The following is a 24,908-nucleotide window of genomic DNA, read 5'->3' on the forward strand; positions in this document are numbered from 1 at the left end:
CCCAGATTTTCCTTATCTAAGACATCCTATGACCAACCACCAGACAGCAGCCATAGAATGGCGTGACGGGGTTATCCCTGTTTCAACACAATTTGATGATCCGTATTTTTCGATTGGCTCTGGGCTGGAAGAAACACGTCACGTTTTCTTGGCTGGCAATGATCTGCCTGTGCGCCTGACGGAGGGGTTTCATGTGGCCGAATTGGGCTTTGGCACAGGGCTCAATATGCTGGCTTTGGCGTTGATGTGGTGCGGCGATGAAACGCTTAGGTTTACGTCGTTTGAGGCTTATCCTATGGACGCGAACGATATTCAAACTGCGCTTACTGCGTTTCCCGAAGCGGATGCCATTGCTGGGCCATTTCTGGATGCATGGCGTACAGGTTTGCGCCAGTTCAGGGTCGAAAATATAGAGGTGGACGTTGTTGTGGGCGATGCACGCGAAACACTTGAACACTGGTCTGGCAAAGCGGATGCTTGGTTTTTAGATGGGTTTTCCCCCGCCAAAAATCCTGAGCTTTGGAGCGCAGACCTGATGGCACAGGTTGGCGCGCATACGGCAACCGGTGGAACTTTTGCGACCTATACGGCGGCAGGGCATGTACGCCGCTCATTGAGCGCGGCTGGCTTTGATGTTGAACGCGTTTCAGGTTTCGGCAACAAGCGGCATATGAGCCGCGGGACTTTTATCGATATACCTTTAGGACAAACAGCATGAGTTCATCGCAACCCTTGAAACAAAATTCGACCATGGGCATTTGGATCATGGTCATCACCATGTTCATTTTCGCCATGCAAGACGGGCTGTCACGCCATTTGGCCGATGAGTATAACGTCTATATGGTCTTGATGGTTCGTTACTGGTTTTTCGCAGGCTTCGTGATCATGTGGTCCATGCGCGCGCAGGGCGGATTGCGGGCTGTGGTCCGATCTGCTCAACCGAAATTACAAATGTTTCGCGGCGCTATCTTGGCGCTGGAAGTGATCGTAATGGTGATCGGTTTCGTTAAACTTGGGCTTGTGGAAGGCCATGCGATGTTTGCCATCTATCCGCTCTTGATCACGGCCTTGTCGGGACCGATCTTGGGCGAAAAAATTGGTTGGCGGCGTTGGATGTCGGTGGCCGTGGGCTTCGTGGGGGTTTTGATTATTTTAAAACCGAGCGGAGGTGTCTTTGCGCCAGCAGCCATATACCCACTGGTTGCAGCTGCCATGTTTGCCGTCTACGGATTGCTCAACCGCTATGTGTCGCGCAAAGATGCCGCTTCGGTGACGTTCTTTTATACGGGTGTGTCCGGTGCAGTGGTGATGACACTGATCGGCGCGTGGTTTTGGGAACCTATGACACCCGCAGACTGGGCGATGATGGCGCTGCTCTGTGTCTCGGCCACTTTGGGGCATTACCTTTTGATCCGTGCCTACGAGCTTGCCGAAGCTTCGGCCATTCAACCCTTCGCTTATCTGCATTTGGCATTTGCGTCCGTGATGGGGGTTTTGGTGTTTGGCGATGTGATCAGATTGAACGTGGCGATTGGGACAGCACTTGTGGTCGGCGCAGGGGTTTTTGCACTTGTGCGCGCACAAATGGCGGCCTCACGCGGTAAACGATAACCTGTGTTTACCGCGCTTTTAGGTCTTTAGACAAAGTGATCGGTTGCACGCTGCCGCTTAATTTTGCGCGATATACAGGCACACTTTCGGCGACACGCATGACATAGTTGCGTGTTTCGCGGAAAGGAATGTGTTCGATCCAATCGATAACATTCGTATCGTTCGAGCGCGGGTCACCGTAGCGTTCAATCCAAGCGTTTGCCCGTGAGGGACCAGCGTTGTAACCCGCCGCAATCAAGGGAATGTTATAGCCGTAATCCTCTGTCAGCTTAGCCAAATATTCGGAGCCAAGGCGCACGTTGACGTCTGGGGTATACAGATCATTCGTCTCAAAACTTGGCAAGCCCACGCGTTCGGCCATAGCTTTACCGGTGTTTGGCATCAATTGCATAAGGCCTGCCGCGCCGACATGTGAGCGTGCTTTGGGGTAGAACTCACTTTCGCGTCGCGCAATCGACAAGGCCAATTCAGGTGGCACAGGTAAAGCGTTTTTCTCAAGCCCTTGCAGAGGGTAGTAGGCGCGATCTAACACGACGCCTTGATCTGCGGCAAACTTGGCGACAAGCACTGCAAGGTATGGATCTGTATCGAGCGCGAGATCGCCCAACTGGCCCAATTCTTGCGGTGTTAACGCCTCGCCGAGATGACGCATAAACCGTGCCGCGAGAGGAAGGTCATCTGCCTCATACAAAAGCAGCGCTGCTTGCAGCACACTTGAGCCCATAAACGTGGCCTGCGCGTATGGCGTAAAGCGCGCTTCACTTACAAGTTTCGAATCCATTGGAAGGCCTGCGCGCTCTGCCGCCAAAAGGCCATAGAAAGACGTTTGAAATTGCGCCCCAAACGCATAAGCAGCGGCTGCGTCATCCTTGGCGCCCATAGCTTCTAGCGCGCGTCCTTCCCAATAACCGGCACGCCCCAGTGAGATCGGGGTACTCACTGAAATGCGAAAGCGATTAAAGTGATCTAAGGCCCGAGCAGGGTCGTTCAAATAGCGTAGGGCAATATAGCCTGACAGCCATTCAAGATCAGCATAGTGGTCTTCGTCTGGGCGCAGATAGTGACGTGAGGCGGCAGCATAAGCGATTTTAGACTTGCCGTCGCGCATCATTTGGCGCGCCAAGGCCCGCCTGCGATCCCCCCAACGTTCCGGTTCTCCCAGCGCTTCGCGGCTGGTGGAATGTTGCAGCATCCATGTGACGGCGTCGTCAGCCCCGTTGTTCTTTGCGCGCCAAATAAAGCGCTCATAGCTGAGAATCGGCATTCCGCCCAATGCGTTGGGCACGGCGTTGATAGCTGTGTTTATGCCTGTTTCGTCCTCAGCTAAGGCTTTGAGTGCCGCAATCAATTTATCCCATCCAGCGGGTAAAAGTGGTGCGATACGCGATGCTTCGGCGTAGTTGCCAGCCCAAAGTGTGCGTTGCATACGTGCCGTGCTGTGGTCTGAGACGATGTCGCCGTAGCGATCAACCAAGATTTGCGCCTGAGCTGCAGACAAGGACAATTCGCGCCAAGTGATCACAGCCTGTGCGGCCGCGTCACCTTTCGCACCGGTCGCTTCATAAGCATCAATCAATCGTAAAGCACCTTGAGCGGTGCTTGGTGGATAGGCCGTCAGATAGTCAATGATTTGGCGCGGATTTGCGTTGTCAGGGATTGCCGCTTCGCCCTTTTGCGCCAGTAAAGGCAAGCCTGGCCAGTCGGCATTGTCGCGTAAAAAAGCGCGGTAGTCGTCGAAGGAGCCGATGCCTGCGCGCAGGCGGTGCCACTCGATGACGTCCCGTCCAAGCCCATTTACCTGAGATGTTGCTTTTTCCCAGTCGCCAGAGGCACGAAATTTATACGCAGCACTCAAGGCCTGCGCATCTGTCGATTGTGCAAAGGATGGCGAAGATAATGCCATAAAAACAGATATATAGATGGCTCGCATCATTGTGGTTTTGTGCCTCTCGTGCTCGAACTTTTTGTCCGTATTGCCACAAAGGTAGTGTGTATGCCTCAAGTCGCAAGACACAATCTTGGCATTCCTGTCGAAGACGGCTAGTTTCCGCGTGAGATTAAGGGGCGATTCAGTCCCGCGCGGGCGATGGTGCCCAACTTGCAGACGAAAAGGAGCGCACAATGTTTAAAGGGTCATTTCCAGCCCTGGTGACGCCGTTGAAGGACGGCTCAGTGGACTTTGACGCGCTCAAACGTTTGGTTGAGTGGCACATCGCTCAAGGCTCTAACGGTCTTGTCCCCGTGGGCACAACAGGCGAAAGCCCGACTTTGTCTCACGCAGAGCATGAACAGGTTGTCGAGGCCGTTGTGGCAACTGCCGCTGGGCGCATTCCTGTGATTGCTGGCGCTGGGTCCAACAATACGGCTGAAAGCATCCATCTTGCACGCCATGCTGCATCCGTTGGTGCTGACGCTGTTTTGGTGGTCACGCCATATTACAATAAACCAACCCAAGCGGGTTTGATCGCGCATTTCACCGCCATTCATGACGCGGCTGATATTCCGATTATTATCTACAATATCCCTGGACGGTCTATTGTGGATATGACGCCAGACACCATGGCTGCATTGGCAAAATTGCCACGTATTATTGGCGTTAAGGATGCAACTGGCGATCTGGCGCGTGTGCCAGCCACACGAATCACATGCGGCACTGATTTTTTGCAGATGTCTGGCGAGGATGCGACAGCTTTAGGATTCAACGCGCATGGCGGGCTTGGTTGTATTTCTGTCACCGCGAATGTGGCGCCAAAGCTGTGCAGTGATATGCAGGCCGCGACGTTGAAAGGCGACTATACGACGGCCTTGGAGATCACGGATAAACTAATGCCATTGCATCAAGCGATTTTTGTTGAGCCAGGTCTGTGCGGCGTGAAATATGCTATGTCACTTTTGGACCTGTGTTCTGATGAGGTGCGTTTGCCGCTTTTGCCAGTGGCAGATGAGACCAAGGCGCAGATTAAATCCGCGCTTGAGTTTGCTGGATTGTTCTAACGCGCTATCGCACCGAGTTATGGAAGGGGGGGCTTTGGCCTCCCTTTTTTAATGTTTAATGGTCTACTGGCGTGTGCTTTTTCAACGTGTCCAATTGATTGCGCCGCAGATGGCATAGCACTTCCATCAGCAATACGGTCATCATGCCGATATTCAGCAGCCCCTTCGTGGGGCATATGCCGCTGAGCGCCCGCCAGTACGACTGCAAATTTAGAGTGTGAGGTTCCTTGATCAACTATTTCTGCGCGCGGTTTAGAGTGATTTCAAACACCAAAAACCAAGCGTCGCCACGGCAACGGATAGCAAATAAGACAGGTTCCGACGAAAATTTGAAGAAACATGATCTGGTAACCTCTGATTTTGCATGAATATGGCTGAGCAAGCCTACGCGGGCCAGTGGACACTGTGCTGCGGATGCCCTATTTGAACAGGATTATGGCAAAGAAACAGACCGCAGAAGAAAAGAACTACAAGGTGATCGCCGAGAATCGGCGCGCACGCTATGACTATGCGATCGAGAGCGATCTCGAATGTGGCGTTTTGCTACATGGATCTGAGGTCAAATCTTTGCGCACTGGCGGATCAAATATCGCGGAAAGCTATGCCGCTGTTGAGGCGAACGAGCTGTGGTTGGTCAATTCTTATATCGCGCCCTACCAGCAGGCGATGTTCCCGCACGAAGAACGCCGTCGGCGTAAGTTGCTCGTGTCTAAACGTGAATTGTCTAAGCTGTGGCAGGCAACGGGGCGTGAGGGCATGACCCTTGTACCGCTCGTGATGTATTTCAACCATAAAGGCCGTGTCAAAATCAAAATCGGCATCGCCAAAGGTAAGAAAAATCACGACAAACGCGCGTCGGATGCCAAGCGTGATTGGGCTCGCCAAAAGTCACGCTTACTACGTCACAATTCATAAACTGACGCTTGTGTTTGCCCCTTGTGGGGACAACCTTGCGATTTCTCCCCTGGGTCTGTGCCTGTGTTCTCCTTTAAGGATTGAAAACCAAGGCGAAGGGCCTGCTTTGGCGCTTCGTGGTTGGCCGAGATGGAGAATGATATGGAATACCTTTTGATACAGTTGATTTTTGGTGCCGCAGGCGGAAATGCCGTTGGCAAACTTGTGCCAAAGCTGGATCTTGGAACGCTTGGAAACTCGGTCGTTGGCATCGTTGGTGGCGGCATTGGTGGGCAGCTTTTGAATAAGCTTGGCACAGGCGGTATCGGGATGGCGACTGGTGGCATCGATGTCGAAGCGATCATTCAAAGTTTCGCAGGCGGCGGTGTCGGTGGTGGTTTGCTGATGGTTGTTGTTGGTCTGCTTAAGTCGCAGATGCGCAAGACCTAGCTTTAGCTCAAGCGACTTGGGTGGTCGCAGTGAAACCGCGCATTTATAGATTTTTGGTCTGAAGTCTGCCATTTTGGCGCAGAATCATTCCTTTGCTAGGTCTCGCGCCTTGCATGAAATGAGGCAGAGCGTTATGCGAAGATGTACCAATCCAAAGGTCGAGAAATGCCCCATAGCGATCCGAAAACGCTCGTGTCGACGACTTGGCTCGCCGAACATGTAAAAGACCCAGATTTGCGTCTGATTGATGCGTCATGGTATTTGCCTGATATGAACCGAGACGCCAAAGCCGAATATGTGAACGAGCATATCGCGGGCTCAAGGTTTGTCGACATTGACGATGTTTCCGATGCGCGCTCAACCTTACCGCATATGTTGCCGCCAGCCGAAAAGTTTATGTCACGGATGCGCGCGCTTGGTGTCGGCGATGGACATCAAGTTGTGATCTATGACGGCGCAGGACTATTTTCAGCGCCACGTCTTTGGTGGATGTTTAAATATTTTGGCCAAAGCAAGGTTGCTGTTTTGGATGGCGGCTTGCCCAAATGGAAAGCCGAAAAACGCCCCACGACCACTGAGCCACCTGTCATTCGTGACCGTCATATGGTTGTTGTTGAGCAAAGCGATTTGCTGCGCGATGTGACTCAAGTGGCCTCATCATCGAAGCTTGGCGATCACACAATTATTGATGCACGCCCTGGGCCCCGTTTTCGCGGTGAGGCACCAGAACCGCGTGCGGGTTTGCGGGTCGGTCATATTCCAAATGCGCGTAACGTGCCGTTTGCCAACCTGTTGCAAGCTGATGGCACGTTGAAACATCCCGGTGAACTGCGTCTCGTTTTCGAAGCCGCCGGCGTCGATTTGACCAAACCCGCGATTACGTCCTGTGGATCAGGCGTGACCGCAGCAATTTTGAGCCTTGCGCTTGAGCGGATCGGTGTAAAGCACGCGCTTTATGACGGAAGCTGGGCCGAATGGGGCATGTATGGCGACTTGAAAGTCGCAACAGGAGAAGCATGATGCTGAACAACTTGAACCCGCAATATCCTGATCCGATCATGCAGTTGATCACGCTGTGTCGCGAAGACACGCGTGATACAAAAATTGATCTTGGTGTTGGCGTCTACAAAGACGGCACAGGACAAACGCCTGTGATGCAAGCGGTGCGTGCTGCAAGCAAAAAGGTTTGGGACAATGAGACCACCAAGGTCTACACTGGCCTGCCTGGTGATCCAGCGTTTGGTCAGGCTATGCGTGAATTGGTTTTGGCTGACAGTGTCGATGCAGGCCGTGTTGGCGTTATCGCGACACCCGGCGGTACAGGGGCGATCCGTCAAGCGTTTGAATTGGCGCGCTTGGCGAACCCCGATGTGACTGTGTGGACATCGAACCCGACATGGCCGAACCACTTGGCTATTTTGAAATTTATGGGCATTCCAAACACAGAATACGCCTATTTCGACGCAGTGACTTGTCGCGTTGATTTCGACGCGATGATTGACAGCCTTAAAGGTGTTAAAGCGGGTGACATGGTGCTGTTGCACGGTTGCTGCCACAATCCAACTGGGGCGAACCTGACGCTTGAGCAATTCGGGCTCGTAGCTGATTTGATCGCAGACAAAGGCGCACTGGCGCTGGTCGATATCGCATACCAAGGATTTGGTGACGGTTTGGAAGAAGACGCAGCCCCCACGCGCTTACTGGCATCTAAGCTGCCTGAAATGCTTGTGGCAGCATCTTGTTCTAAAAACTTTGGCGTCTACCGTGAACGTACGGGGTGTTTGATGGCGATCTCGGAAGAGGCGTCCATGACTGCTAAGACGCAAGCAAATATGAACTACCTGAACCGTGTCGCATTTTCATTTCCGCCAGACCACGGTGCGCGCTTGGTGACAACTGTTTTGACGGATGAAGCGCTGACAGCACAGTGGAAAACTGAGTTGGAAGATGTGCGTTTGAGCATGCTTGGTCTGCGCACACAACTGTCAGACGAGCTGCGCCAGCGGACCAATTCTGATCGGTTTGATTTCATTGCAAAGCATCGTGGGATGTTCTCGCGCATCGGCGCGACGCCTGAGGAAGTGATGAAGATGCGCGAAGATTTCGCGATCTACATGGTGTCCGACAGCCGGATGAATATTGCAGGTCTGACGCCAACCACAGTGCCTTTGTTGGCCGAGGCGATTGCAAAATCTTGCAAGTGATATTGCACCACATTTGACGCGAAAAGGCCCCTTAGTTGAGGGCCTTTTTTTATGTGCGCAGTCTTAGGTTTCGACGAAACTATAAGATCTTGGATGTTAGCCGGATTGAACTTTCTGCATCTGCGCGTCGAAGGATTTCCATGTGAGAGAGGCTTTATTGCCTGCAAACCCATGATAGTGAGATTTGCCGCTTGAATTGGGCAGGCCAGCCCAAATCTTGGCAAGGTTATTCATGAAATCGTGCCGCGTCATGTCACCAGCCTGAAACGCGATCAATCCAGCATCAACCAGCAAGACATCAGATAACGCGTCTTGCACGTCAGGCGTAAATAGAGCCGCTGTGGGGACTCCTGTCTCTGCAACCACCCGCTTGAGAGTCTTAGGGATGAATTGATAGCGACCGATGGCGTGGGGCTGTCCTGGTGTTGCATCAATCCAAGCATAGATTTCATCGATGGTCATTTGTGTGGGACGTTTTTGCGGGCGTATCTTGGCACCGTGTTGCACGGCGTCATAACCATCGCGGCGCGATTCTGCTTGACCGATGATGTGCCGAATTTGTGCAATTGACGTCGTGCCATTGGGGCGACGATACGGGGCACGCATGGCAGCGGTCATCACATGGGTTTGTTTCGGGAGTGCGGCAGGAACGCTGGCTGCTGTGTGTGCGGGGATGGGCTTAGGACGCGGCGGCAGCTGTGCAAATAACCCCAAATTGGCACTCATAGGGACAAGGCTTGGGCTTTGTGTCGAGGTAAGGAAAAGCGGGCGCGCGCTACCGGTTGGCGCAAGTACACCGCGATTTTGAAAGAACAAAGATCCACCGATCATCGTACTGGGTTCGGCGATGGCTGACCCCAAAGCCACGAAAAGTAAGATATGAGCACCAAGCGCACGGTAGATAAAAGTCATTCTGACCTCCCTGTAATGGCAGCGCACCCCAGCAGATGGATGCGGCGAACAAGGAGACTATCGGTCCAATTTATTTAGAATTGGTTGAGTTTGAAAATATTCCGCACCCAAAGCAAAAGGCCCGAGCAATGATGCCCGGGCCGATTTGGATGTATGGTGAAAGGGATTAGCCTTTGTAGAACTCAGGGTATGCTTCCATGCCGAGCTCTGCTTTGTCGAGACCGAGGACCTCAGCTTCTTCGGAGACGCGGATGCCACCGAACGCTTTGAGGATCAACCAGACAACAATCGAAGTGATGAAGACAAAGGCGCCGATGATGATGATGCCTGTGGCTTGTGTGACAAAAGATGTGCCGTCGTTGGTGATTGGAACAGCCATTGTGCCCCAGATACCAGCAACCAAGTGTACTGGGATCGCGCCAACAACGTCATCGATTTTGAATTTGTCGAGCAATGGTACTGTGTAGACAACGATGATGCCGCCGATGCCGCCGATGACCAAAGACATGAACAAGGAAGGTGCGAGTGGTTCAGCTGTGATAGACACAAGTCCAGCCAATGCGCCGTTGAGAACCATAGTCAGGTCAACTTTGCCGTACTGAATTTGTGTGAGGATCAGTGCCACAACCGCGCCGGCAGCAGCCGCCATGTTTGTGTTTGCAAAGATGCGAGACACGTCAGTGATATCGCCAACAGTGCCAGCAGCCAATTGTGAGCCGCCGTTAAAGCCGAACCAACCGAGCCACAAGATGAATGTACCCAATGTTGCGAGCGCCAAGTTGGAACCAGGCATTGGAACTGTTTTGCCGTCTTTGTATTTGCCGATGCGTGGGCCGAGAACGATAGCACCTGCAAGTGCCGCGAAACCGCCTGCTGCGTGAACCAATGTGGAACCAGCAAAGTCAGAGAAGCCCATTTCAGACAAGAAGCCGCCGCCCCACTGCCAAGATGCTTCGATCGGGTAGATAACGCCGGTCAAGATCGTGGTGAAGATAAGGAATGGCCACAGTTTAATACGCTCAGCAAGCGTACCAGAAACGATGGAGGCTGTTGTCGCACAGAACATCAACTGGAAGAAGAAGTCGGATGCGCCAGATGCGTAATCGAGTGATGCATCGGCAGCGGCAAGACCAACTGGTTCAAGAGATGTGATGGCGAACCATGGGCCCATGACGCCTTCGATAACCCATTCGCCTGGGTACATGATGCCGTAGCCGATGAGCCAGTACATGATGGACGCAATCGCGAAGAGAGCGATATTTTTGGTGAGCTGTGTTGTGACGTTCTTAGAGCGTACAAGGCCTGCTTCGAGCATTGCGAAACCAGCGGCCATCCAGAACACCAAGAAGCCGCCGATAAGGAAGAGCAACGTGGTCAGAATGTAGGGGGTGATATCAGGCGCGGCTTCCGCGGCGTCCTGAGCGAAGGCCACAACAGGCAGCGCAGTGGCGACCAGTGAGGCTGGGATGAGTTTGGTGAGTTTCATGTATGGTGACCCTTTTCGTCTCAAATCTTGCGCGCTTAGATCGCGTCGTCGTTGGTTTCGCCGGTACGGACGCGAACCGCGCCTTCCACGTCGAGAACAAAGATTTTGCCGTCGCCGATTTTATCGGTTTTGGCGGTTGTTGCGATGGTGTCGACAACTTGTTCTGCCATGGCGTCTGCCACAACAACTTCAAGTTTTACCTTCGGTACGAAGTTCACGGCGTATTCTGCACCGCGGTAGATTTCTGTATGGCCGGATTGAGAGCCAAAACCCTTAACTTCCGTTACCATCATCCCGCGCACACCAATGCTGGTGAGAGCTTCGCGGACTTCTTCAAGCTTGAATGGCTTGATTGCTGCGATAATTAATTTCACGTTGTTCCCCTTCCGATTAGTCGGGTGCTGTCATGTGAGACAGGCACTGGCCAAGAAAGACGCTGTTAACGGGGTGTACACAAGCAAGGAGGTGCCCAATTGTGAGTCGAAAATAGGCAGCGGTGCTTAAAAATTGCACATTTTAATCAGTAAGATTAAAAAATAGGCGAAAAATAAAGCAAAGTTCGTGGTGCGATTCCCCTCAACATTCTTGAGGCGCCTCTATACTGTACAAACAACATACAAAAAACGATTGAGCAGTAACATGGCAGGACAAGGTGGCACAGGTCGCGGTGGCGGTAAAAAGCGCTTGGTGGCGGAACGCAGGTATCCCGCAGCATCACAGGCGAAGCCGAAATCTAAATCAAAAGCTAAGGCAAAACCTAAACGCGCAGCCCCCACACGCAGACGCAAAGCGGCACCAAAACGGTCGTCCAATATTTTTGTGCGCGTGATCGGGGGCATGATCCGTTGGGTGCTGCGCTTGATCTGGCTGGTTTTCTCACGTGGTGCTTTGGCGGGAGCCGTTGTCTTAGGACTCGCGATTTTTTATGTGTACACCACACTTCCACCGTTCTCAGAGCTTCTTGATGGGCGGGCACGTGGGTCTGTGACACTGACGGATCGTAATGGCGCGGTGTTTGCTTGGCGCGGTGAACAGTTCGGTGGACAGATCACTGCCGATACAGTTTCGCCGCACCTTAAAAATGCGATCGTCGCGACAGAAGATCGGCGCTTCTATAAACATTTCGGCTTATCGCCGCGTGGTATCGCTTCAGCGGTAAAGATCAACTTGAGCGAAGGGCGCGGGCCTTTGTCAGGTCATGGCGGCTCAACTTTGACGCAACAGGTGGCGAAGCTGCTGTGTCTTGGGGTGCCTTTTGACCCCAAAGAGTGGAAAAGCCAAACTGAATACGAAGCTGATTGTCGCCAAGGTAGCATCACGCGTAAAGCCAAAGAAGCCGTATATGCCATGGCGATGGAGGCGCGTTATTCCAAAGACGAGATTCTGTCGATCTATATGAACCGTGCCTATCTAGGGGCAGGCGCAAATGGGTTCGAGGCGGCCTCTGAGCGATATTTCGGCATATCCGCTGCTGACGTGAATATTGCCCAAAGTGCCATGCTTGCAGGGCTTTTGACGGCACCATCGCGCTATGCGCCCACCAGCAATCTCAAGCGCTCGCAGGAACGTGCTGGTATCGTATTGCTGCTGATGAACCAGCAGGGTTTTATTTCGGACGCTGAGCGTGCCGAGGCCAAAGCGCATCCTGCCGAGTTGTCGGAGGCCGCACAGCAACGTGCGGGTGGATATTACGCCGATTGGGTGATGGGCGCTGGTCCTGACTTTTTAACGCGTGAAACCACTGAAGACGTCATCATTGAAACGACCTTTGACCCCCGCTTGCAGAACGCTGCCGAAGAGGCGCTGACTTGGGTGTTTGATAACAAGGTGCGTGAAGGGTCCAAAGCCCAAGCCGCGATTGTGATCATGAGCGCAGATGGCGCGGTCCGTGGCATGGTCGGTGGGCGTAAATTGCGCGGCATCACAGGCGCGTTCAACCGCGCCACACAAGCCAAGCGCCAGCCGGGGTCTGCGTTCAAGCCATTTGTCTTTGCCACGGCTTTGGATATGGGCTGGTCATACGACAGCCCGATTTTGGACGAACCTATCACGGTGAACATCCCTGGCTCTGGTCCATGGTCGCCACAAAACTATGATCGTAAATTTCACGGCATGGTGACTGTGACTGAGGCGCTGCAAAAAAGTTTTAACATTCCAGCGGTAAAATTGGCGATGGATGTGGGGCTTGAGAACGTGCGCACCGTGGCGCAGATGTTCGGTATTGAAAGCGATCTCGCGCAGGGGCCAGCTTTGGCGCTTGGTGCATCAGAATCGACACTGCTGGAAATGACCGGAGCATATGCGGGTATTTTGAATGGTGGATCGTCAGTAACCCCCTATGGATTGCGCTCTTTGCGTCTGAAAGGCACATCGGACGAGATCATGGGGCAAGATGGCGGCTTGGGTGAACGCGTCATCACGCCGGCTGCTGCTGAGCAACTCATTTATATGATGTACAACGTGGTTCAAAATGGCACTGGCACCCGCGCCCGTCTTGATGGTGTCGAGGCCGCAGGTAAAACCGGCACAACCCAAGCTGCGCGCGATGCGTGGTTCATGGGGTTCACTGCAGATTACGTTGTGGGTGTCTGGATGGGGTATGACGACAACTCGCCTTTGACTGGGGTCACAGGCGGTGGTTTGCCTGCTGATATTTGGCACGAAACCATGAAGCGTGTGCAGCAAGGTCAGCCGGGAAATCCATTGCCAATGTTGCGTCCCTCTGTGCCACCGCAGATTCCTGCGAACTCCAGCCAAAGCGTGTCCAATAGTGGCGCCCGCCAAAATAACGACAAGGCGCAGAATGTTTTGGGCGATATCTTGTCGTCTATATTTGGCAAAAAGAATTGAAGCATCCGTGATGTATATGGTTTGAAATGAAAACGGCGCGTCCCTATGGTGGGGCGCGCCGTTTTTGAAAGCATGTCAGTCTTGATTGGGCTTATTTAAGGGCTGCTGTCAGCTTATCGATGCTGCCACCGGCTTTATCCAGCATCGCACCGATTTCAGCGCGCTCAGATTTCAGCAGTGAAATGCCTTCAATCGTCAGGTCAATGAACTTACCCGTTTTGTCAGCCACGATGAATGAGATCGCGAAGGGCGATTCCCCGCGCAAAATGGCGGTACAGGACACCTCGTAGATCGAATTGATCTTTTGTGTCTTGTTCACTTCAATTTTGCCACCGATGAACTCGCGAAACCGCGATCCATATTTGCGAGAAATGTAGCCTTGGAACGCACGTGTAAACGCACTCAATTGAGCGGCAGACGCTGAGCGCGCGGACGGGCCAAGCACTGAACGCGCAATATTCGGCGTGTCAGCGTAGTTGACCAAGACACGTTCAAAGTCAGCGAACATGCCTGACTCGGATTTGCCTGAGTTGATGATTGTGTTGATGTCGCTCACGGTCTTGGTGATCAGCGCTTCAGCCTGAGAGCTTGAAAAAGCAAACGCCGCGTGTGGCATGGCGACAAGCAGCGTCACACCAGAGACTGCACCAGTCAAAAAACGACGGCGGCCAAGATCGGAGGGGCGGGAAGAAAACAGGTTATTCATAAAAATCCTCGTAAAGATCGTAGGAGGGGTTATCCGCAGGCGCAGAGTCGTTTTGCGGAATCGGTGTGCCAAGTTCAAAGCGGCGTCTGTCCAGATATGACAAACGCAACTGCGCATAGCCATCTGCGCTGTCATATATCACAGACTCGTAGAGATCAGAGTAACGATATCGCGTGTCAACAATGTCTGCCACTTTAAGACCGGTTTTGACGTTCGATACCTTGGGGTCCAAGACTGTGCCCAGTGGATCAAGCGCGATGTCGACGATAAGCCCGACCATATCGCGCTTCGTCGAGGGGCCGTAAGCGGGCAACACAATGTATTCCCCTTCGGCAAAACCCCAGACATGCAAGGTCTCGCCGAAATCGCTTTCGCGTTCTTCAAGCCCAACCTCGGAGGCTGGATCGAAAAGCCCAGCAAACCCAAGCGTCGCATTTACGGCGAAGCGTGCCGTGTTGTGAAGCGCGTCCACAAGTTTGAACTGAAGCAGGTTATTGACCACGGTCCCAGGCAATCCCAAGGTGTCAGACACATTACTTAGGCCTTTGCGCACAGGATCAGGCACGACCGTCCCGTAGGCAACCGAGATAGGTTTGATCACACCGCGATCTAACTGAATGTTAGACTCATATGTCGCGCGGTTTTGCGCTTCATGCGGGTCGTTTATGCCCGTTGCCGGCGTGCGGGATGCACAGGCAGACAAGGTGAGCACGGCGACAAAAATAAGGGCAAGCTGTTTCACTGATTGAAAATCCAGTTTGATGCGTTGGCAGCGCAAAGCTGCTGGGTGTAGCTGCGAGATAGTCTCTAATTGGCAGAAGCCCAATATTAACATGTTTCGCAATAAAATCCTGTGACACAGAATCAACAATGTTCGAGCAGATATTCGTTATTCCACGCTGAACCTCCGCACGACGTTACAACAGTGGGCTAAAAATACCCAATGACTCAAGACAATATTCGTCAGGGCAAAGAAGAACTCGCTCAGGTCCGTAATCGATCTCGCAGCCTTTTCGTCGCAATTGGCATTTTTTCGATTTGCTTGAACGCGTTGATGTTAACAGGCCCGCTGTTCATGTTGCAGGTATACGATCGTGTGCTTGGGTCTGGTTCTGAGGCAACGCTGGTCGCGCTTATCGTGATCGTCGGTTTTTTATATGTGATGATGGGGTTGCTTGATGCAGTGCGCTCGCGCGTGCTTACGCGGATCGCGGCGCGCTTTCAGTCTGACCTTGAACAACGTGTTTTTAGGGCCACTTTACGTCGATCCTCTGTCGATCAACAACAGCCCGGCAAAGCCAATCCCATGGATGATTTGACAGCCATCCAGCGGTTTTTGGCATCCCCCGTGATGGCTGCCATGTTCGATTTGCCCTTTGTGCCGTTGTTTTTATTCGGCATCATTCTGTTCCACCCTTATTTGGGATATCTTGCGATTGGCGGTGGTTTTGTTTTGGTGTTGGTCACCTTGATCAATCGCGCAATGTCTAGACATCCACAAAACATTACGACCCGCGCCGAGGCCGCATCGTCACAGATGGCATACCGCCTTGGCTCTGAAGCCGAAGCCGTTCGGTCGCTGGGTATGGAACGTGCTGCTTATGATCGTTGGTTCAAGTCGCGCAAAGTGGCAATGAGTCATGCTATTCGAACCTCTGACCTGACGATGAGTTTCTCGGCGATGTCCAGAGCTCTGCGTTTGTTTTTACAATCGGCGGTGCTTGCGCTGGGCGCATGGCTGGTGCTGCAACAGGACATCTCTGCAGGCGCGATGATCGCCAGTTCGATCTTGCTCGGACGGACCTTGCAGCCTATCGATGTGATGGTCGGCCAGTGGAGTTCGGTACAGCGTGCCAATTGGGGTTGGTCAAACCTATCCGAATTGCTTGGCTCGGTTGATATCGAGCCGGCGCGCACAGAATTACCACGTCCAAAAGCCAATTTGCATGTACTGAATCTAACCGTGATCCCGCCGGGCCAAGCGCAAGCTTCGTTGCGTATGGTGTCTTTCAAAGTTGAGCCGGGCGAAGCCATTGCTGTGATTGGTCCCTCAGGCGCTGGCAAGTCCACGTTGGCGCGCGCAATAACGAGTGTGTGGTCTCCCTCTGGCGGGGCGATCCGTTTGGATGGTGCCAAGCTCGATCAATACGACCCAGATGTTCTGGGCAACTATATTGGGTACTTGCCACAGCGCATTCAGTTGTTTGATGGCACAATTGCTGAAAATATCGCCAAACTTGCCTTTGAACCTGATGGCGCATCTGTGGTTGCCGCTGCTCAAAAAGTCGACGCGCACGCCATGATCCTATCTTTGCCCAAAGGGTACGATACGCCAGTATCTTCAATCGGGGGCTTGCTGTCTGGCGGCCAATTGCAGCGCATCGGCCTTGCGCGTGCGTTTTACGGCAATCCGGTTTTGGTGATTTTGGATGAACCAAACTCTAATCTGGATAATGATGGCTCAGTCGCGCTGAACACGGCCGTCCGACGTCACAAAGAAGAAGGCGGTGCGGTTATGATCATGGCGCATCGTCCGTCTGCGATTCAAGAATGCGATAAGCTATTGGTGCTTGAAAGCGGCGCATTGCGCGCGTTCGGTTCGCGTGATGTTGTGCTCAATGAGATGGTCAAAAACAGCAAGGATATTATGCGCCAGCCTGGCCCGGGGGGCGTGCAATGACCAAGAAGCTTCCAACCAAAATTAAGATCGGTAAACTGCCCGCTGCAGATGTCTTGAATGCCGCCAGTGTTGCGGCACCAGAGCCTGCACAATGGTCTGTTCGCGGGCCTTTGATCATGGGATTTATATGTATTCTGGTGCTGTTCGGCGGTTTTGGCTTATGGGCCGTTCTGGCACGTATCGACGGGGCTATTGTCATTTCAGGACAGGTGCAAGTTGAACAGAATCGTCAAGTTGTGGCGCATCGCGATGGTGGCGAAGTGGCTTCTGTTAAAGTGTCTGAGGGTGATCTTGTCGAGGCGGGTCAACTTTTGCTGCAAATCAGCGGTCGCGAACTGACTAGCGAACTGGCGATCATTGAAGGGCAATTGTTTGAGGCCATGGCCCGTGCCGCGCGATTGCAAGCCGAGCGAGATGGGGCGGACGAGATTGCTTTTGCTCCAGAGTTGTTGGATCGGGCGCAAACCGACAACGACGTGGCGCGGTTGATTGCTGGCCAGCTTGACTTGTTTACAGCACGCCGCCTTACGGCTCAAAAAGAGATTGAACAGCTTGGCAAGCGCAGAGCGCAAATCACAGCACAAATCGCAGGGTTTATGGCGCAGCGTTCGGCATTGGAACAGCAACTGGCCTTGATTGACGAAGATTTGGTGTCTCAGGAAGCATTGTTAAAGCGCGGCCTCACGCAGCAAAGCAGCGTAAATGCCTTGCGTCGCGAACAGGTTGGCACCGCAGGGCAAATCGGGTCGCTGTCCGCGGCGATGGCACAGGCTGAATCTCAAGGCACTGAGACAGAATTGCAAATTCTTAAGCTGAGTTCTGACCGCCGCGAAAGCGCCATCACCGCGTTGCGAGATATCCAAGCGCGCAGTTTGGAATTGCGTCAGCAGCGCGAAAACCTGCAAGAGCGTCTTAAGCGGCTTGATGTGCGCGCGCCCTTGTCCGGCGTTGTGTATGATCTGTCGGTCTTTGGTGCTGGCGCGGTGGTGACATCAGCTGAGCCACTGTTGTTCATCGTGCCTCAAGATCGTCCTTTGGTTGTTGCCGCGCGTGTAAGCCCTATCCATGTTGATAAAGTCTACCTAGGGCAACCGGTGCGTTTGCGCTTTTCCACTTTTGACAGTCGCACCACGCCTGAAATAAACGGTTCTGTGACCAAAATATCCGCTGATGCTTTCATCGATGATGCCACACGCACAAGCTACTATTTGGTGGAAATCCGTATCAATGAAGATCAAAGAAGTCTGCTGCCTGCAGGATCTGTTCTTATTCCCGGCATGCCTGTAGAAACATATATGTCAACGGGCGAACGTTCGCCCTTGGCTTATTTAACAAAACCGCTCACAGATTACTTTATGCGCGCGTTCCGCGAAGATTGACAACACCATTAGAGTTAGGATCAAGATTATGACCCATCCCATCGAAGCAAAATTGACCGCGCTTGGCCTGTCGCTGCCAGATGCGCCCGCGCCCGCTGCGAACTACGTTCCTTTTGTACAGGTCGGTCATTTGGTACATGTTTCTGGTCAGATATCTAACGGACCAGATGGTTTGATCACAGGTAAACTTGGCGCTGATCTCAACGTTGAGCAGGGGGCTGTGGCAGCACAAACATGCGCCTTGTCACTTTTGGCTCAAGCCAAAGCTGCCGCTGGCGGTGATTTGTCCAAGATCAAACGCCTTGTAAAATTAGTTGGGTTCGTCAACTCAACACCTGATTTCACCGATCAGCCTAAGGTCATCAACGGCGCATCCGATTTGATGGTTGAGCTGATGGGAGAAGCTGGTCGCCATGCGCGTTCTGCTGTGTCCGCTGGCTCTCTTCCTTTCGGTGTTGCTGTTGAAATCGAAGCCATTTTCGAAGTTGTTTAAATGAGGGTCTCTCTTCCTGATGCTTTTCTGAAATCGCCAATAGCGCATCGTGCTTTGCATGATGAGGGGCAAGGTCGTGCGGAGAATAATTTCGCAGCGATTGAGGCGGCGATTGCAGGCGGCTTCGGCATAGAGATCGACATTCAGCAAAGCAAAGACGGCCAAGCGATGGTGTTCCACGATTATCACCTTGATCGCTTGACCGAAGCCACAGGGCCATTCGCGCAACACACAGAAGCTGAGCTTAGCCAAGTGCGTTTCCGATCTGGCGAGATTGGCGTGCCGACATTGGCTGCGGTTTTGGATCGTGTTGCTGGTCGTGTGCCGCTTTTGATTGAAATAAAAGATCAAGATGGTGTTATGGGGCCCAATGTTGGACCGTTAGAACGCAAAGTGGCGCGCTTGTTACAAAGCTACGCTGGTGCCGTTGCGGTGATGTCGTTCAACCCTCATGCGGTCGCTGCGTTGGCCGAGGCCGCACCGAATATTCCTCGTGGACTGACGACATGCGGATATCCGCCCCAAGATTGGCCATTATTAAAAGAAGAAACCCGCGCCGCGTTGCGCGAAATTTCTGATTATGACCGCGTCGGTGCGAGCTTTGTGTCGCATCAATGGACGAATTTGGCCTCACCGCGGATTCAAGATCTTAAAGAAGTTGGTGCGCATATTTTGTGTTGGACTATTCGTTCCGCAAGCGAGGCCGCAGATGCAGCACGTTATGCCGAGAATATTACCTTTGAAGGCTATGTTCCTGCTTGACGTTGGCCTCTCAGGGTACAGGTTATAAGCGCAGGAGTGCGCTATGAGTGATCAGATTGAGATTTTTGTTAGCGGCAGTATGGCCGAATTTGACCCAAGCGATTGGGATGCTTGTGCTGTGCGACGCACCCAAGGATCGCGGCAGCCTCTAGATCCATTTACAACTCACCGTTTTTTGACGGCGCTTGAGGAGTCTGGCTCTGTTGGCGCAAGCACCGGTTGGGCGCCACGCTATCTGGGGGCGCGCCAGAATGGCCAGCTTATTGCCGTTGCTCCCCTTTATGCGAAAGGGCATTCTCAAGGCGAATACGTCTTTGATCATGCATGGGCGCAGGCCTACGAAAATGCGGGTGGTCATTATTATCCAAAGCTACAAGTTGCTGTGCCGTTTACACCTGCAACTGGGCGCAGGTTTCTGTGTCGCGAAGGCTATGACGCGATAGGTCAAACGGCCTTGGTGCAAGGCGCTGTACATGTGGCATCAGAGCAAAATCTGTCATCGTTGCACATTACCTTTTGTACTGAAGATGAGGCCCGCACCGGTCGCGAGATGGGGCTTTTGCATCGGATCGGTCAGCAGTTCCATTGGGAAAATAATGGCTACGCGGACTTTGATGTCTTTTTAAGTGATCTGTCCGCGCGCAAACGCAAAGCTATTCGCAAAGAGCGCAAGCAAGCGCAGGGCTTTGGTGGCGAGATTCTATCTCTGACAGGCGATGCGATTCAAGCCGAGCACTGGGATGCCTTTTGGCAGTTCTACCAAAACACAGGCGCACGCAAGTGGGGCACGCCCTATTTGACGCGTGCCTTTTTCGATTGCGTGCAAGAGACCATGCGCGACGATGTGCTTTTGGTTTTGGCCATGCGAGATGGCGTTGCCATCGCCGGTGCGCTCAATTTCATTGGTGGCGATACCTTGTTTGGGCGCTATTGGGGCTGCACGGAACATCACGCCTGCTTGCATTTTGAGTTGTGCTACTACCAAGCCATCGATTATGCGATCACCCATGAATTGGCGCGGGTCGAAGCCGGTGCGCAGGGCGAACATAAGTTGGCGCGGGGCTATTTGCCAAAGACAACGCATTCGCTGCATTGGATCGCGGATGCTGGGTTTGCGCGCGCAGTTCAAGACTACGTTGATGCTGAACGCGAGGCTGTAGATCAAGACACGGAAGTGTTGACAAGTTACGGCCCATTTAGGCGCACAAACACAGAGGACGACCATGACTGATCTGATAGCGACAGCCGAAATGAGCGGGCAAATTCCGTCTGGCTGGCAGCTGGCTGAGGCGGGCGATGCTCTGACCAAAACCTTTCAGTTCGCGAATTTTATATCCGCATTTGGCTGGATGACACAGATGGCGATGATCGCAGAAAAAATGAACCACCACCCAGAGTGGCGTAATGTCTATCGCACGGTTGAGGTCACTTTGACGACCCATGATGCCGGCGGGGTGACCGCAAAAGACATCGCTTTGGCACAGAAAATGAACGAGGCAGCAGGCAATGCTTGATACGATTCTTTCCTATACGATTTACCAAGACACCACGATTGGCGACCTTATGTCGGTTGATGCTTTGATCAGCCTAGGCGGTTCGGTTTTGGGGGCGTTGCTCATGCTCTTGGCTGGCCTTGTCGTGTCGCGGGCCGTGTCGCGCCGTGTGCGCGGTATTGGGCTTCGGTATCAGGCTTTAGATGTGACGCTGTTCAACTTTTTGAGCAACATTGCGCGTTACTTGATCTTGGTGCTGACTGTGATGTTTGTACTCAATACCTTTGGCATTCAAACGACCTCGATTGTGGCGTTGATCGGTGCTGGTGGTTTGGCGATTGGTTTGGCGCTGCAAGGCACGCTGTCGAATGTTGCGGCAGGTGTGATGATCGTCTTTTTCCGTCCGTTTAAAATCGGTGATTTTGTTGATATTGCCGGCACCGCTGGGACGGTTAAAGACATCACACTCAATTTTACTGAGCTGGCCGATCTGTCAAATGTACAAATTATTGTTCCCAACGCCCAAGCTTGGGGCAACATCATCACAAATTATTCGACCAACGACACCCGTCGTGCGGAATGGGTTTTTGGGGTTTCATATGGGGCCAACCTGAAAGCCGCAGAAAAGGCCATTCGTGACACGATCATGGCAGACCCACGGTCTATGGCAGATCCCGAACCGTTTATTCAGGTGAACAACTTGGGCGATTTTTCGGTGGATTTCTTGGTGCGCGTTTGGGTGCCATCATCGGAGTATTTCCAATATCAAGCCGATATGAAGCGCAATGTAAAAGAAGCTTTAGACGCAACTGGAATAGAAATTCCATTCCCGACGCGCACCGTCTTTAATACTGCCGAATAGCGTAGGGATACATCAAAAAGCGCGCGCGTCCTATGTGACGCGCGCGCTTTGACGTTCAAAAGTAATAAGAATTACAGCGCGTCAACGACGCTTTCGCCAGCAGAAATGTTACATTCGCCTGCGTTGTCTTCCACTTGCAGCACGGTCACGACACCGTCTTCGGCGACGAGGGCGTAACGTTTAGAACGGTCAATCAGGCCTGCGGGGGGCGCCGAGAACTCAAGGCCAAGTGCTTTGGTCAAAGTCGACTCTGCATCCCCAAGCATCGCGATGCCTGCCGCAGTTGCGCCTGTTGCTTCGCCCCAAGCGCTCATCACGAAAGGGTCGTTGACCGAGACACAGATCACTTCATCTACGCCTTTGGCTGAGAGAGCATCCTTTGTGCGGATGAAGCTTGGCACATGTGCAGTAGAACACACGCCTGTATATGCGCCTGGCAGGCCAAAAATAACCACTTTGCGGCCCTTGGTTTTTGTTCCCAGTTCGACGGCTTCTGGGCCATTCGCACCCATTTGAAGTAGCGTCGCGTCGGGCAATTTATCACCGATTGAGATTGTCATGACATGTCCTCTATGCGTTTTCATTTCTCATCTAAAGATATAAGGTTCCCACAACATTAGGCCAGAAGAGAAATCACATGTCCCATTACATTGTTGTCGGCGCAGGCCAAGCTGGCCAATCCATCGTGACCACGTTGCGGGGGCAGGGGTTCGAAGGCCAAATCACTCTGATCGGCGATGAGGCGGCCATTCCCTATCAACGCCCGCCTTTGTCTAAGGCGTATTTGCTTGGCGAGATGGCGCTTGATCGACTGTATTTACGTCCCGAATCTTACTACGCCGATGAGAACATCACGCTGCGCAGATCAACGCGGGTGACTGATATTGATGCTGCGATGAAAACGATCACAGTTACCAAAAATAGCGTGAGTGAAACGCTGAGCTATGACGCTTTGGCTTTAACGACAGGGTCTGCGCCGCGTCACTTGCCAGCCAAAATTGGCGGTGATTTGGACGGCGTTTATACCATGCGCAGCTTGGCAGATGCTGACGCGATTGCACCTGAGTTTGTCACAGGAGCATCCGTGTTGATTGTTGGTGGGGGATATATCGGTTTGGAAGCCGCAGCAGTGGCGGCTAAGAAAGGCCTCAACGTAACTTTGGTGGAAATGTCCGAGCGCATTTTGCAACGTGTTGCCTCCAAAGAGACCTCTGATTATTTCCGCGCACTGCACGAAAACCATGGGGTACGCATTCTTGAGGGCGTTGGTCTCAACCGCTTGACGGGCACGGGGCGTGTCGCCGGCGCAGAATTGTCAGATGGCAGCGTCTTAGATGTTGATTTTGTCATCGTTGGCGTCGGCATCATTCCGGGCACGCAGTTGGCTGAGGCGGCAGGTGTCACGGTCGACAATGGTATAAAAACCGATCTGTTTGCGCGCACTTCTGATCCCTCGATTTATGCGGCGGGCGACTGTGCCTCCTATCCGCAAAATGGCGTGCAGGTGCGTTTAGAAAACGTGGGCAACGCCATCGATCAAGGGGCTATTGCTGCCAAAAATATGCTTGGTCAGAACATCGAATATACACCGAAACCTTGGTTTTGGTCAGACCAATATGATGTAAAATTGCAAATCGCGGGTCTGTCAGTTGGGCATGACCAAGTTGTCCTGCGTGATGGTGGTGCTATGCGGTCGCATTGGTACTATAAAAACGGGGCTTTGATCGCGATTGACGCAATGAATGATCCGCGCGGCTATATGGTCGCCAAACGTTTGATCGAGAGCGGCAAGTCTGCCGACCCAAGTGTCGTTGCAGATCCTGCCTCTGATCTTAAAGCGCTACTCAAAGCCTAATGCGGATCGTTGCTGGAACATATCGAGGGCTTGCTTTGGCTGCTTTGGGGAAAGGCGATGCGGGGGCGCACCTGCGGCCCACAACTGACCGTGTGCGTGAAAGCCTGTTTAATGTCTTGGCGGGCGGTAAATTTGGTGATGCTTTGACCGATGCGCGCACGCTTGATTTGTTCGCAGGCACCGGCGCGCTTGGCCTTGAAGCGCTGTCGCGAGACGGTGAATGTGTCACCTTTGTCGATGATGGACGCAAAGCGCAAAGCCTGATCGAACAGAATATCGCGATTTGCAAAGCGGGACCGAAATGCAAACTCATCCGTGCTGACGCCACGCGCTTACCACAAAATCCTGACGCGCCCTATGATCTGGTGTTTCTTGATCCGCCTTATGCGAAAACCATGGGCGAAAAAGCGATGGCCGCTGCGCTGGCAGGCAATTGGCTCACAGCGCGGGCCCTTGTGGTTTGGGAAGATTCCTCACCTATCATTGTCCCTGATGCGCTCATCTTGTTGGACACACGAAAATATGGTGACACCAAAATCAACTTTCTGGAGCCAAAATGAAACAACCGAAATTGGTCATTTTTGACTGCGATGGCGTTCTTGTCGATAGCGAACCGCCTACATTGGCATTGCTTCGCGATGATCTGGAACTCTACGGTTTGACGCTGACAATGGCGCAGGTGGACGAAGATTACATGGGCGTAGCGATGGCAGATATCGCTAAAAAAGCACGCGTCAACGGGGCGGATTTGCCAGATGACTGGGTGGATGCAATCTATACCAAAATGTTTGAGCGGCTCAAACAAGGCGTGCCCTTGATCGCAGGAATTGAGCGTACCTTGGATGCTTTGGACGCCGCAGGTATTCCCTATGCCGTAGGGTCCAACGGGCCTATGGCGAAAATGGACATCACGCTCGGCGCGCACCCTGCGTTGTTTGACCGCCTTAAGGGGCGGATTTTTTCTGCGCATGATTGCAAAGCGGGGAAACCTGACCCTGAGCTGTTTTTGAAAGCGGCCTCCTTTATGGGGGTAGCCCCCAAAGACTGTGTTGTGGTCGATGACAGCGTTGCTGGGGCCACGGCAGGTTTGCGCGCTGGGATGCGAACGCTTGGGTTTGACCCGAACGGCGATGGCGCGCATTTGATCGCCATCGGCGCAGAGCATTTGGCGCATATGGATGATCTGCCATCACTGCTTAACTTGTAATGTTCAAATGTGTTCCGATGTGGCTTTAAGGGGCATGGCTTTATCTGTCGCGCGACTGGAGCAATACGAA

General features: G+C 52.8%; 25 protein-coding genes. 18 read left to right on the forward strand and 7 right to left on the reverse strand.

The window, feature by feature from the left end:
• Positions 1-28: 28 nt before the first annotated feature.
• Both mnmD and KO503_RS14520 read left to right on the forward strand, forming a co-directional pair.
• Entirely contained in the window at positions 29-718 is a 690-nt protein-coding gene (gene mnmD / locus KO503_RS14515) for a tRNA (5-methylaminomethyl-2-thiouridine)(34)-methyltransferase MnmD (protein ID WP_215992274.1), read from the forward strand.
• Positions 715-1,611 carry a DMT family transporter gene (locus tag KO503_RS14520; RefSeq protein WP_215992275.1) on the forward strand — a complete coding sequence of 299 codons (897 nt, stop codon included), beginning with the start codon at positions 715-717 and terminating at the stop codon, positions 1,609-1,611. The genes mnmD and KO503_RS14520 overlap by 4 nt, the downstream gene beginning before the upstream one ends.
• A 7-nt stretch (positions 1,612-1,618) precedes the next feature.
• On the opposite strand, the gene KO503_RS14525 is transcribed toward KO503_RS14520, so the two are convergent.
• On the reverse strand, positions 1,619-3,514 hold the full coding sequence (locus KO503_RS14525) for a lytic transglycosylase domain-containing protein (protein ID WP_215992276.1): 1,896 nt from the start codon (positions 3,512-3,514) through the stop codon (positions 1,619-1,621).
• Between the two features lie 218 nt (positions 3,515-3,732).
• Here KO503_RS14525 and dapA point away from each other — a divergent pair, with 218 nt between their 5' ends.
• The 5 genes from dapA to KO503_RS14550 all read left to right on the forward strand — a co-directional run bounded on the left by dapA (position 3,733) and on the right by KO503_RS14550 (position 8,153).
• The gene (gene dapA / locus KO503_RS14530) at positions 3,733-4,605 is read left to right on the forward strand and encodes a 4-hydroxy-tetrahydrodipicolinate synthase (RefSeq protein WP_215992277.1); all 873 of its coding nucleotides are present in this window, start codon (positions 3,733-3,735) and stop codon (positions 4,603-4,605) included.
• A gap of 435 nt (positions 4,606-5,040) precedes the next feature.
• Entirely contained in the window at positions 5,041-5,520 is a 480-nt protein-coding gene (smpB, locus tag KO503_RS14535; protein ID WP_215992278.1) for an SsrA-binding protein SmpB, read from the forward strand.
• 141 nt (positions 5,521-5,661) lie between these two features.
• Positions 5,662-5,949 (forward strand): hypothetical protein, encoded by a 288-nt coding sequence (locus KO503_RS14540; protein ID WP_215992279.1) that lies wholly within the window; start codon positions 5,662-5,664, stop codon positions 5,947-5,949.
• Between the two features lie 165 nt (positions 5,950-6,114).
• On the forward strand, positions 6,115-6,969 hold the full coding sequence (sseA, locus tag KO503_RS14545) for a 3-mercaptopyruvate sulfurtransferase (protein WP_215992280.1): 855 nt from the start codon (positions 6,115-6,117) through the stop codon (positions 6,967-6,969).
• Positions 6,969-8,153: an aromatic amino acid transaminase gene (locus KO503_RS14550; protein WP_215992354.1), complete on the forward strand. Its 1,185-nt coding sequence runs from the start codon at positions 6,969-6,971 to the stop codon at positions 8,151-8,153. The genes sseA and KO503_RS14550 overlap by 1 nt, the downstream gene beginning before the upstream one ends.
• 96 nt (positions 8,154-8,249) lie before the next feature.
• Here KO503_RS14550 and KO503_RS14555 read toward each other — a convergent pair whose 3' ends face one another.
• The 3 genes from KO503_RS14555 to KO503_RS14565 all read right to left on the reverse strand — a co-directional run bounded on the left by KO503_RS14555 (position 8,250) and on the right by KO503_RS14565 (position 10,925).
• Positions 8,250-9,065, reverse strand: coding sequence for a hypothetical protein (locus KO503_RS14555; protein ID WP_215992281.1), 816 nt, complete (start codon positions 9,063-9,065; stop codon positions 8,250-8,252).
• 166 nt (positions 9,066-9,231) lie between these two features.
• On the reverse strand, positions 9,232-10,551 hold the full coding sequence (gene amt, locus KO503_RS14560) for an ammonium transporter (RefSeq protein WP_215992282.1): 1,320 nt from the start codon (positions 10,549-10,551) through the stop codon (positions 9,232-9,234).
• A 35-nt stretch (positions 10,552-10,586) separates the two neighbouring features.
• Complete coding sequence (locus tag KO503_RS14565) at positions 10,587-10,925, reverse strand: P-II family nitrogen regulator (RefSeq protein WP_215942698.1); 339 nt, start codon at positions 10,923-10,925, stop codon at positions 10,587-10,589.
• Positions 10,926-11,190: 265 nt separating this feature from the next.
• Here KO503_RS14565 and KO503_RS14570 point away from each other — a divergent pair, with 265 nt between their 5' ends.
• Entirely contained in the window at positions 11,191-13,401 is a 2,211-nt protein-coding gene (locus tag KO503_RS14570) for a transglycosylase domain-containing protein (RefSeq protein ID WP_215992283.1), read from the forward strand.
• Between the two features lie 91 nt (positions 13,402-13,492).
• On the opposite strand, the gene KO503_RS14575 is transcribed toward KO503_RS14570, so the two are convergent.
• Together KO503_RS14575 and KO503_RS14580 are read right to left on the reverse strand one after the other, a co-directional pair.
• Positions 13,493-14,107, reverse strand: coding sequence for an MlaC/ttg2D family ABC transporter substrate-binding protein (locus KO503_RS14575; RefSeq protein WP_215992284.1), 615 nt, complete (start codon positions 14,105-14,107; stop codon positions 13,493-13,495).
• Positions 14,100-14,849, reverse strand: a complete 750-nt coding sequence (locus KO503_RS14580; protein ID WP_303505334.1) for an MlaA family lipoprotein — start codon at positions 14,847-14,849, stop codon at positions 14,100-14,102. Before KO503_RS14580 ends, KO503_RS14575 begins: the two co-directional genes overlap by 8 nt.
• Positions 14,850-15,050: 201 nt before the next feature.
• Between KO503_RS14580 and KO503_RS14585 the strand changes: the two genes are divergently transcribed.
• From KO503_RS14585 to KO503_RS14615, 7 genes are read left to right on the forward strand one after another with little or no spacing between them, the layout of a single operon-like run.
• Entirely contained in the window at positions 15,051-16,787 is a 1,737-nt protein-coding gene (locus KO503_RS14585; RefSeq protein WP_215992286.1) for a type I secretion system permease/ATPase, read from the forward strand.
• The gene (locus tag KO503_RS14590; protein WP_215992287.1) at positions 16,784-18,166 is read left to right on the forward strand and encodes an HlyD family type I secretion periplasmic adaptor subunit; all 1,383 of its coding nucleotides are present in this window, start codon (positions 16,784-16,786) and stop codon (positions 18,164-18,166) included. The genes KO503_RS14585 and KO503_RS14590 overlap by 4 nt, the downstream gene beginning before the upstream one ends.
• A gap of 28 nt (positions 18,167-18,194) precedes the next feature.
• Entirely contained in the window at positions 18,195-18,659 is a 465-nt protein-coding gene (locus KO503_RS14595) for a RidA family protein (protein WP_215992288.1), read from the forward strand.
• Complete coding sequence (locus tag KO503_RS14600) at positions 18,660-19,421, forward strand: glycerophosphodiester phosphodiesterase family protein (RefSeq protein WP_215992289.1); 762 nt, start codon at positions 18,660-18,662, stop codon at positions 19,419-19,421.
• Between the two features lie 43 nt (positions 19,422-19,464).
• Positions 19,465-20,652: a GNAT family N-acetyltransferase gene (locus tag KO503_RS14605; RefSeq protein WP_215992290.1), complete on the forward strand. Its 1,188-nt coding sequence runs from the start codon at positions 19,465-19,467 to the stop codon at positions 20,650-20,652.
• Positions 20,645-20,935: a 4a-hydroxytetrahydrobiopterin dehydratase gene (locus KO503_RS14610; protein ID WP_215992291.1), complete on the forward strand. Its 291-nt coding sequence runs from the start codon at positions 20,645-20,647 to the stop codon at positions 20,933-20,935. The genes KO503_RS14605 and KO503_RS14610 overlap by 8 nt, the downstream gene beginning before the upstream one ends.
• Positions 20,928-21,776 (forward strand): mechanosensitive ion channel family protein, encoded by an 849-nt coding sequence (locus KO503_RS14615; protein WP_215992292.1) that lies wholly within the window; start codon positions 20,928-20,930, stop codon positions 21,774-21,776. The genes KO503_RS14610 and KO503_RS14615 overlap by 8 nt, the downstream gene beginning before the upstream one ends.
• A 71-nt stretch (positions 21,777-21,847) precedes the next feature.
• On the opposite strand, the gene KO503_RS14620 is transcribed toward KO503_RS14615, so the two are convergent.
• The gene (locus KO503_RS14620; protein ID WP_215992293.1) at positions 21,848-22,336 is read right to left on the reverse strand and encodes a peroxiredoxin; all 489 of its coding nucleotides are present in this window, start codon (positions 22,334-22,336) and stop codon (positions 21,848-21,850) included.
• Positions 22,337-22,413: 77 nt separating this feature from the next.
• On the opposite strand from KO503_RS14620, the gene KO503_RS14625 reads away from it, so the two are divergent.
• Genes KO503_RS14625 through KO503_RS14635 form a run of 3 tightly spaced genes read left to right on the forward strand, consistent with a single transcriptional unit; the run spans position 22,414 to position 24,838 of the window.
• Positions 22,414-23,631, forward strand: coding sequence for an NAD(P)/FAD-dependent oxidoreductase (locus KO503_RS14625; RefSeq protein WP_215992294.1), 1,218 nt, complete (start codon positions 22,414-22,416; stop codon positions 23,629-23,631).
• A complete protein-coding gene (gene rsmD / locus KO503_RS14630) occupies positions 23,631-24,191 on the forward strand; it encodes a 16S rRNA (guanine(966)-N(2))-methyltransferase RsmD (RefSeq protein WP_215992295.1) in 561 nt (186 codons plus the stop codon). The genes KO503_RS14625 and rsmD overlap by 1 nt, the downstream gene beginning before the upstream one ends.
• Positions 24,188-24,838 carry an HAD family hydrolase gene (locus KO503_RS14635; protein WP_215992296.1) on the forward strand — a complete coding sequence of 217 codons (651 nt, stop codon included), beginning with the start codon at positions 24,188-24,190 and terminating at the stop codon, positions 24,836-24,838. Before rsmD ends, KO503_RS14635 begins: the two co-directional genes overlap by 4 nt.
• Positions 24,839-24,908 lie beyond the last annotated feature (70 nt).

This window comes from Pacificibacter marinus (genome assembly GCF_018860505.1).
GTDB classification, from domain to species: Bacteria; Pseudomonadota; Alphaproteobacteria; order Rhodobacterales; family Rhodobacteraceae; genus Celeribacter; species Celeribacter marinus_B.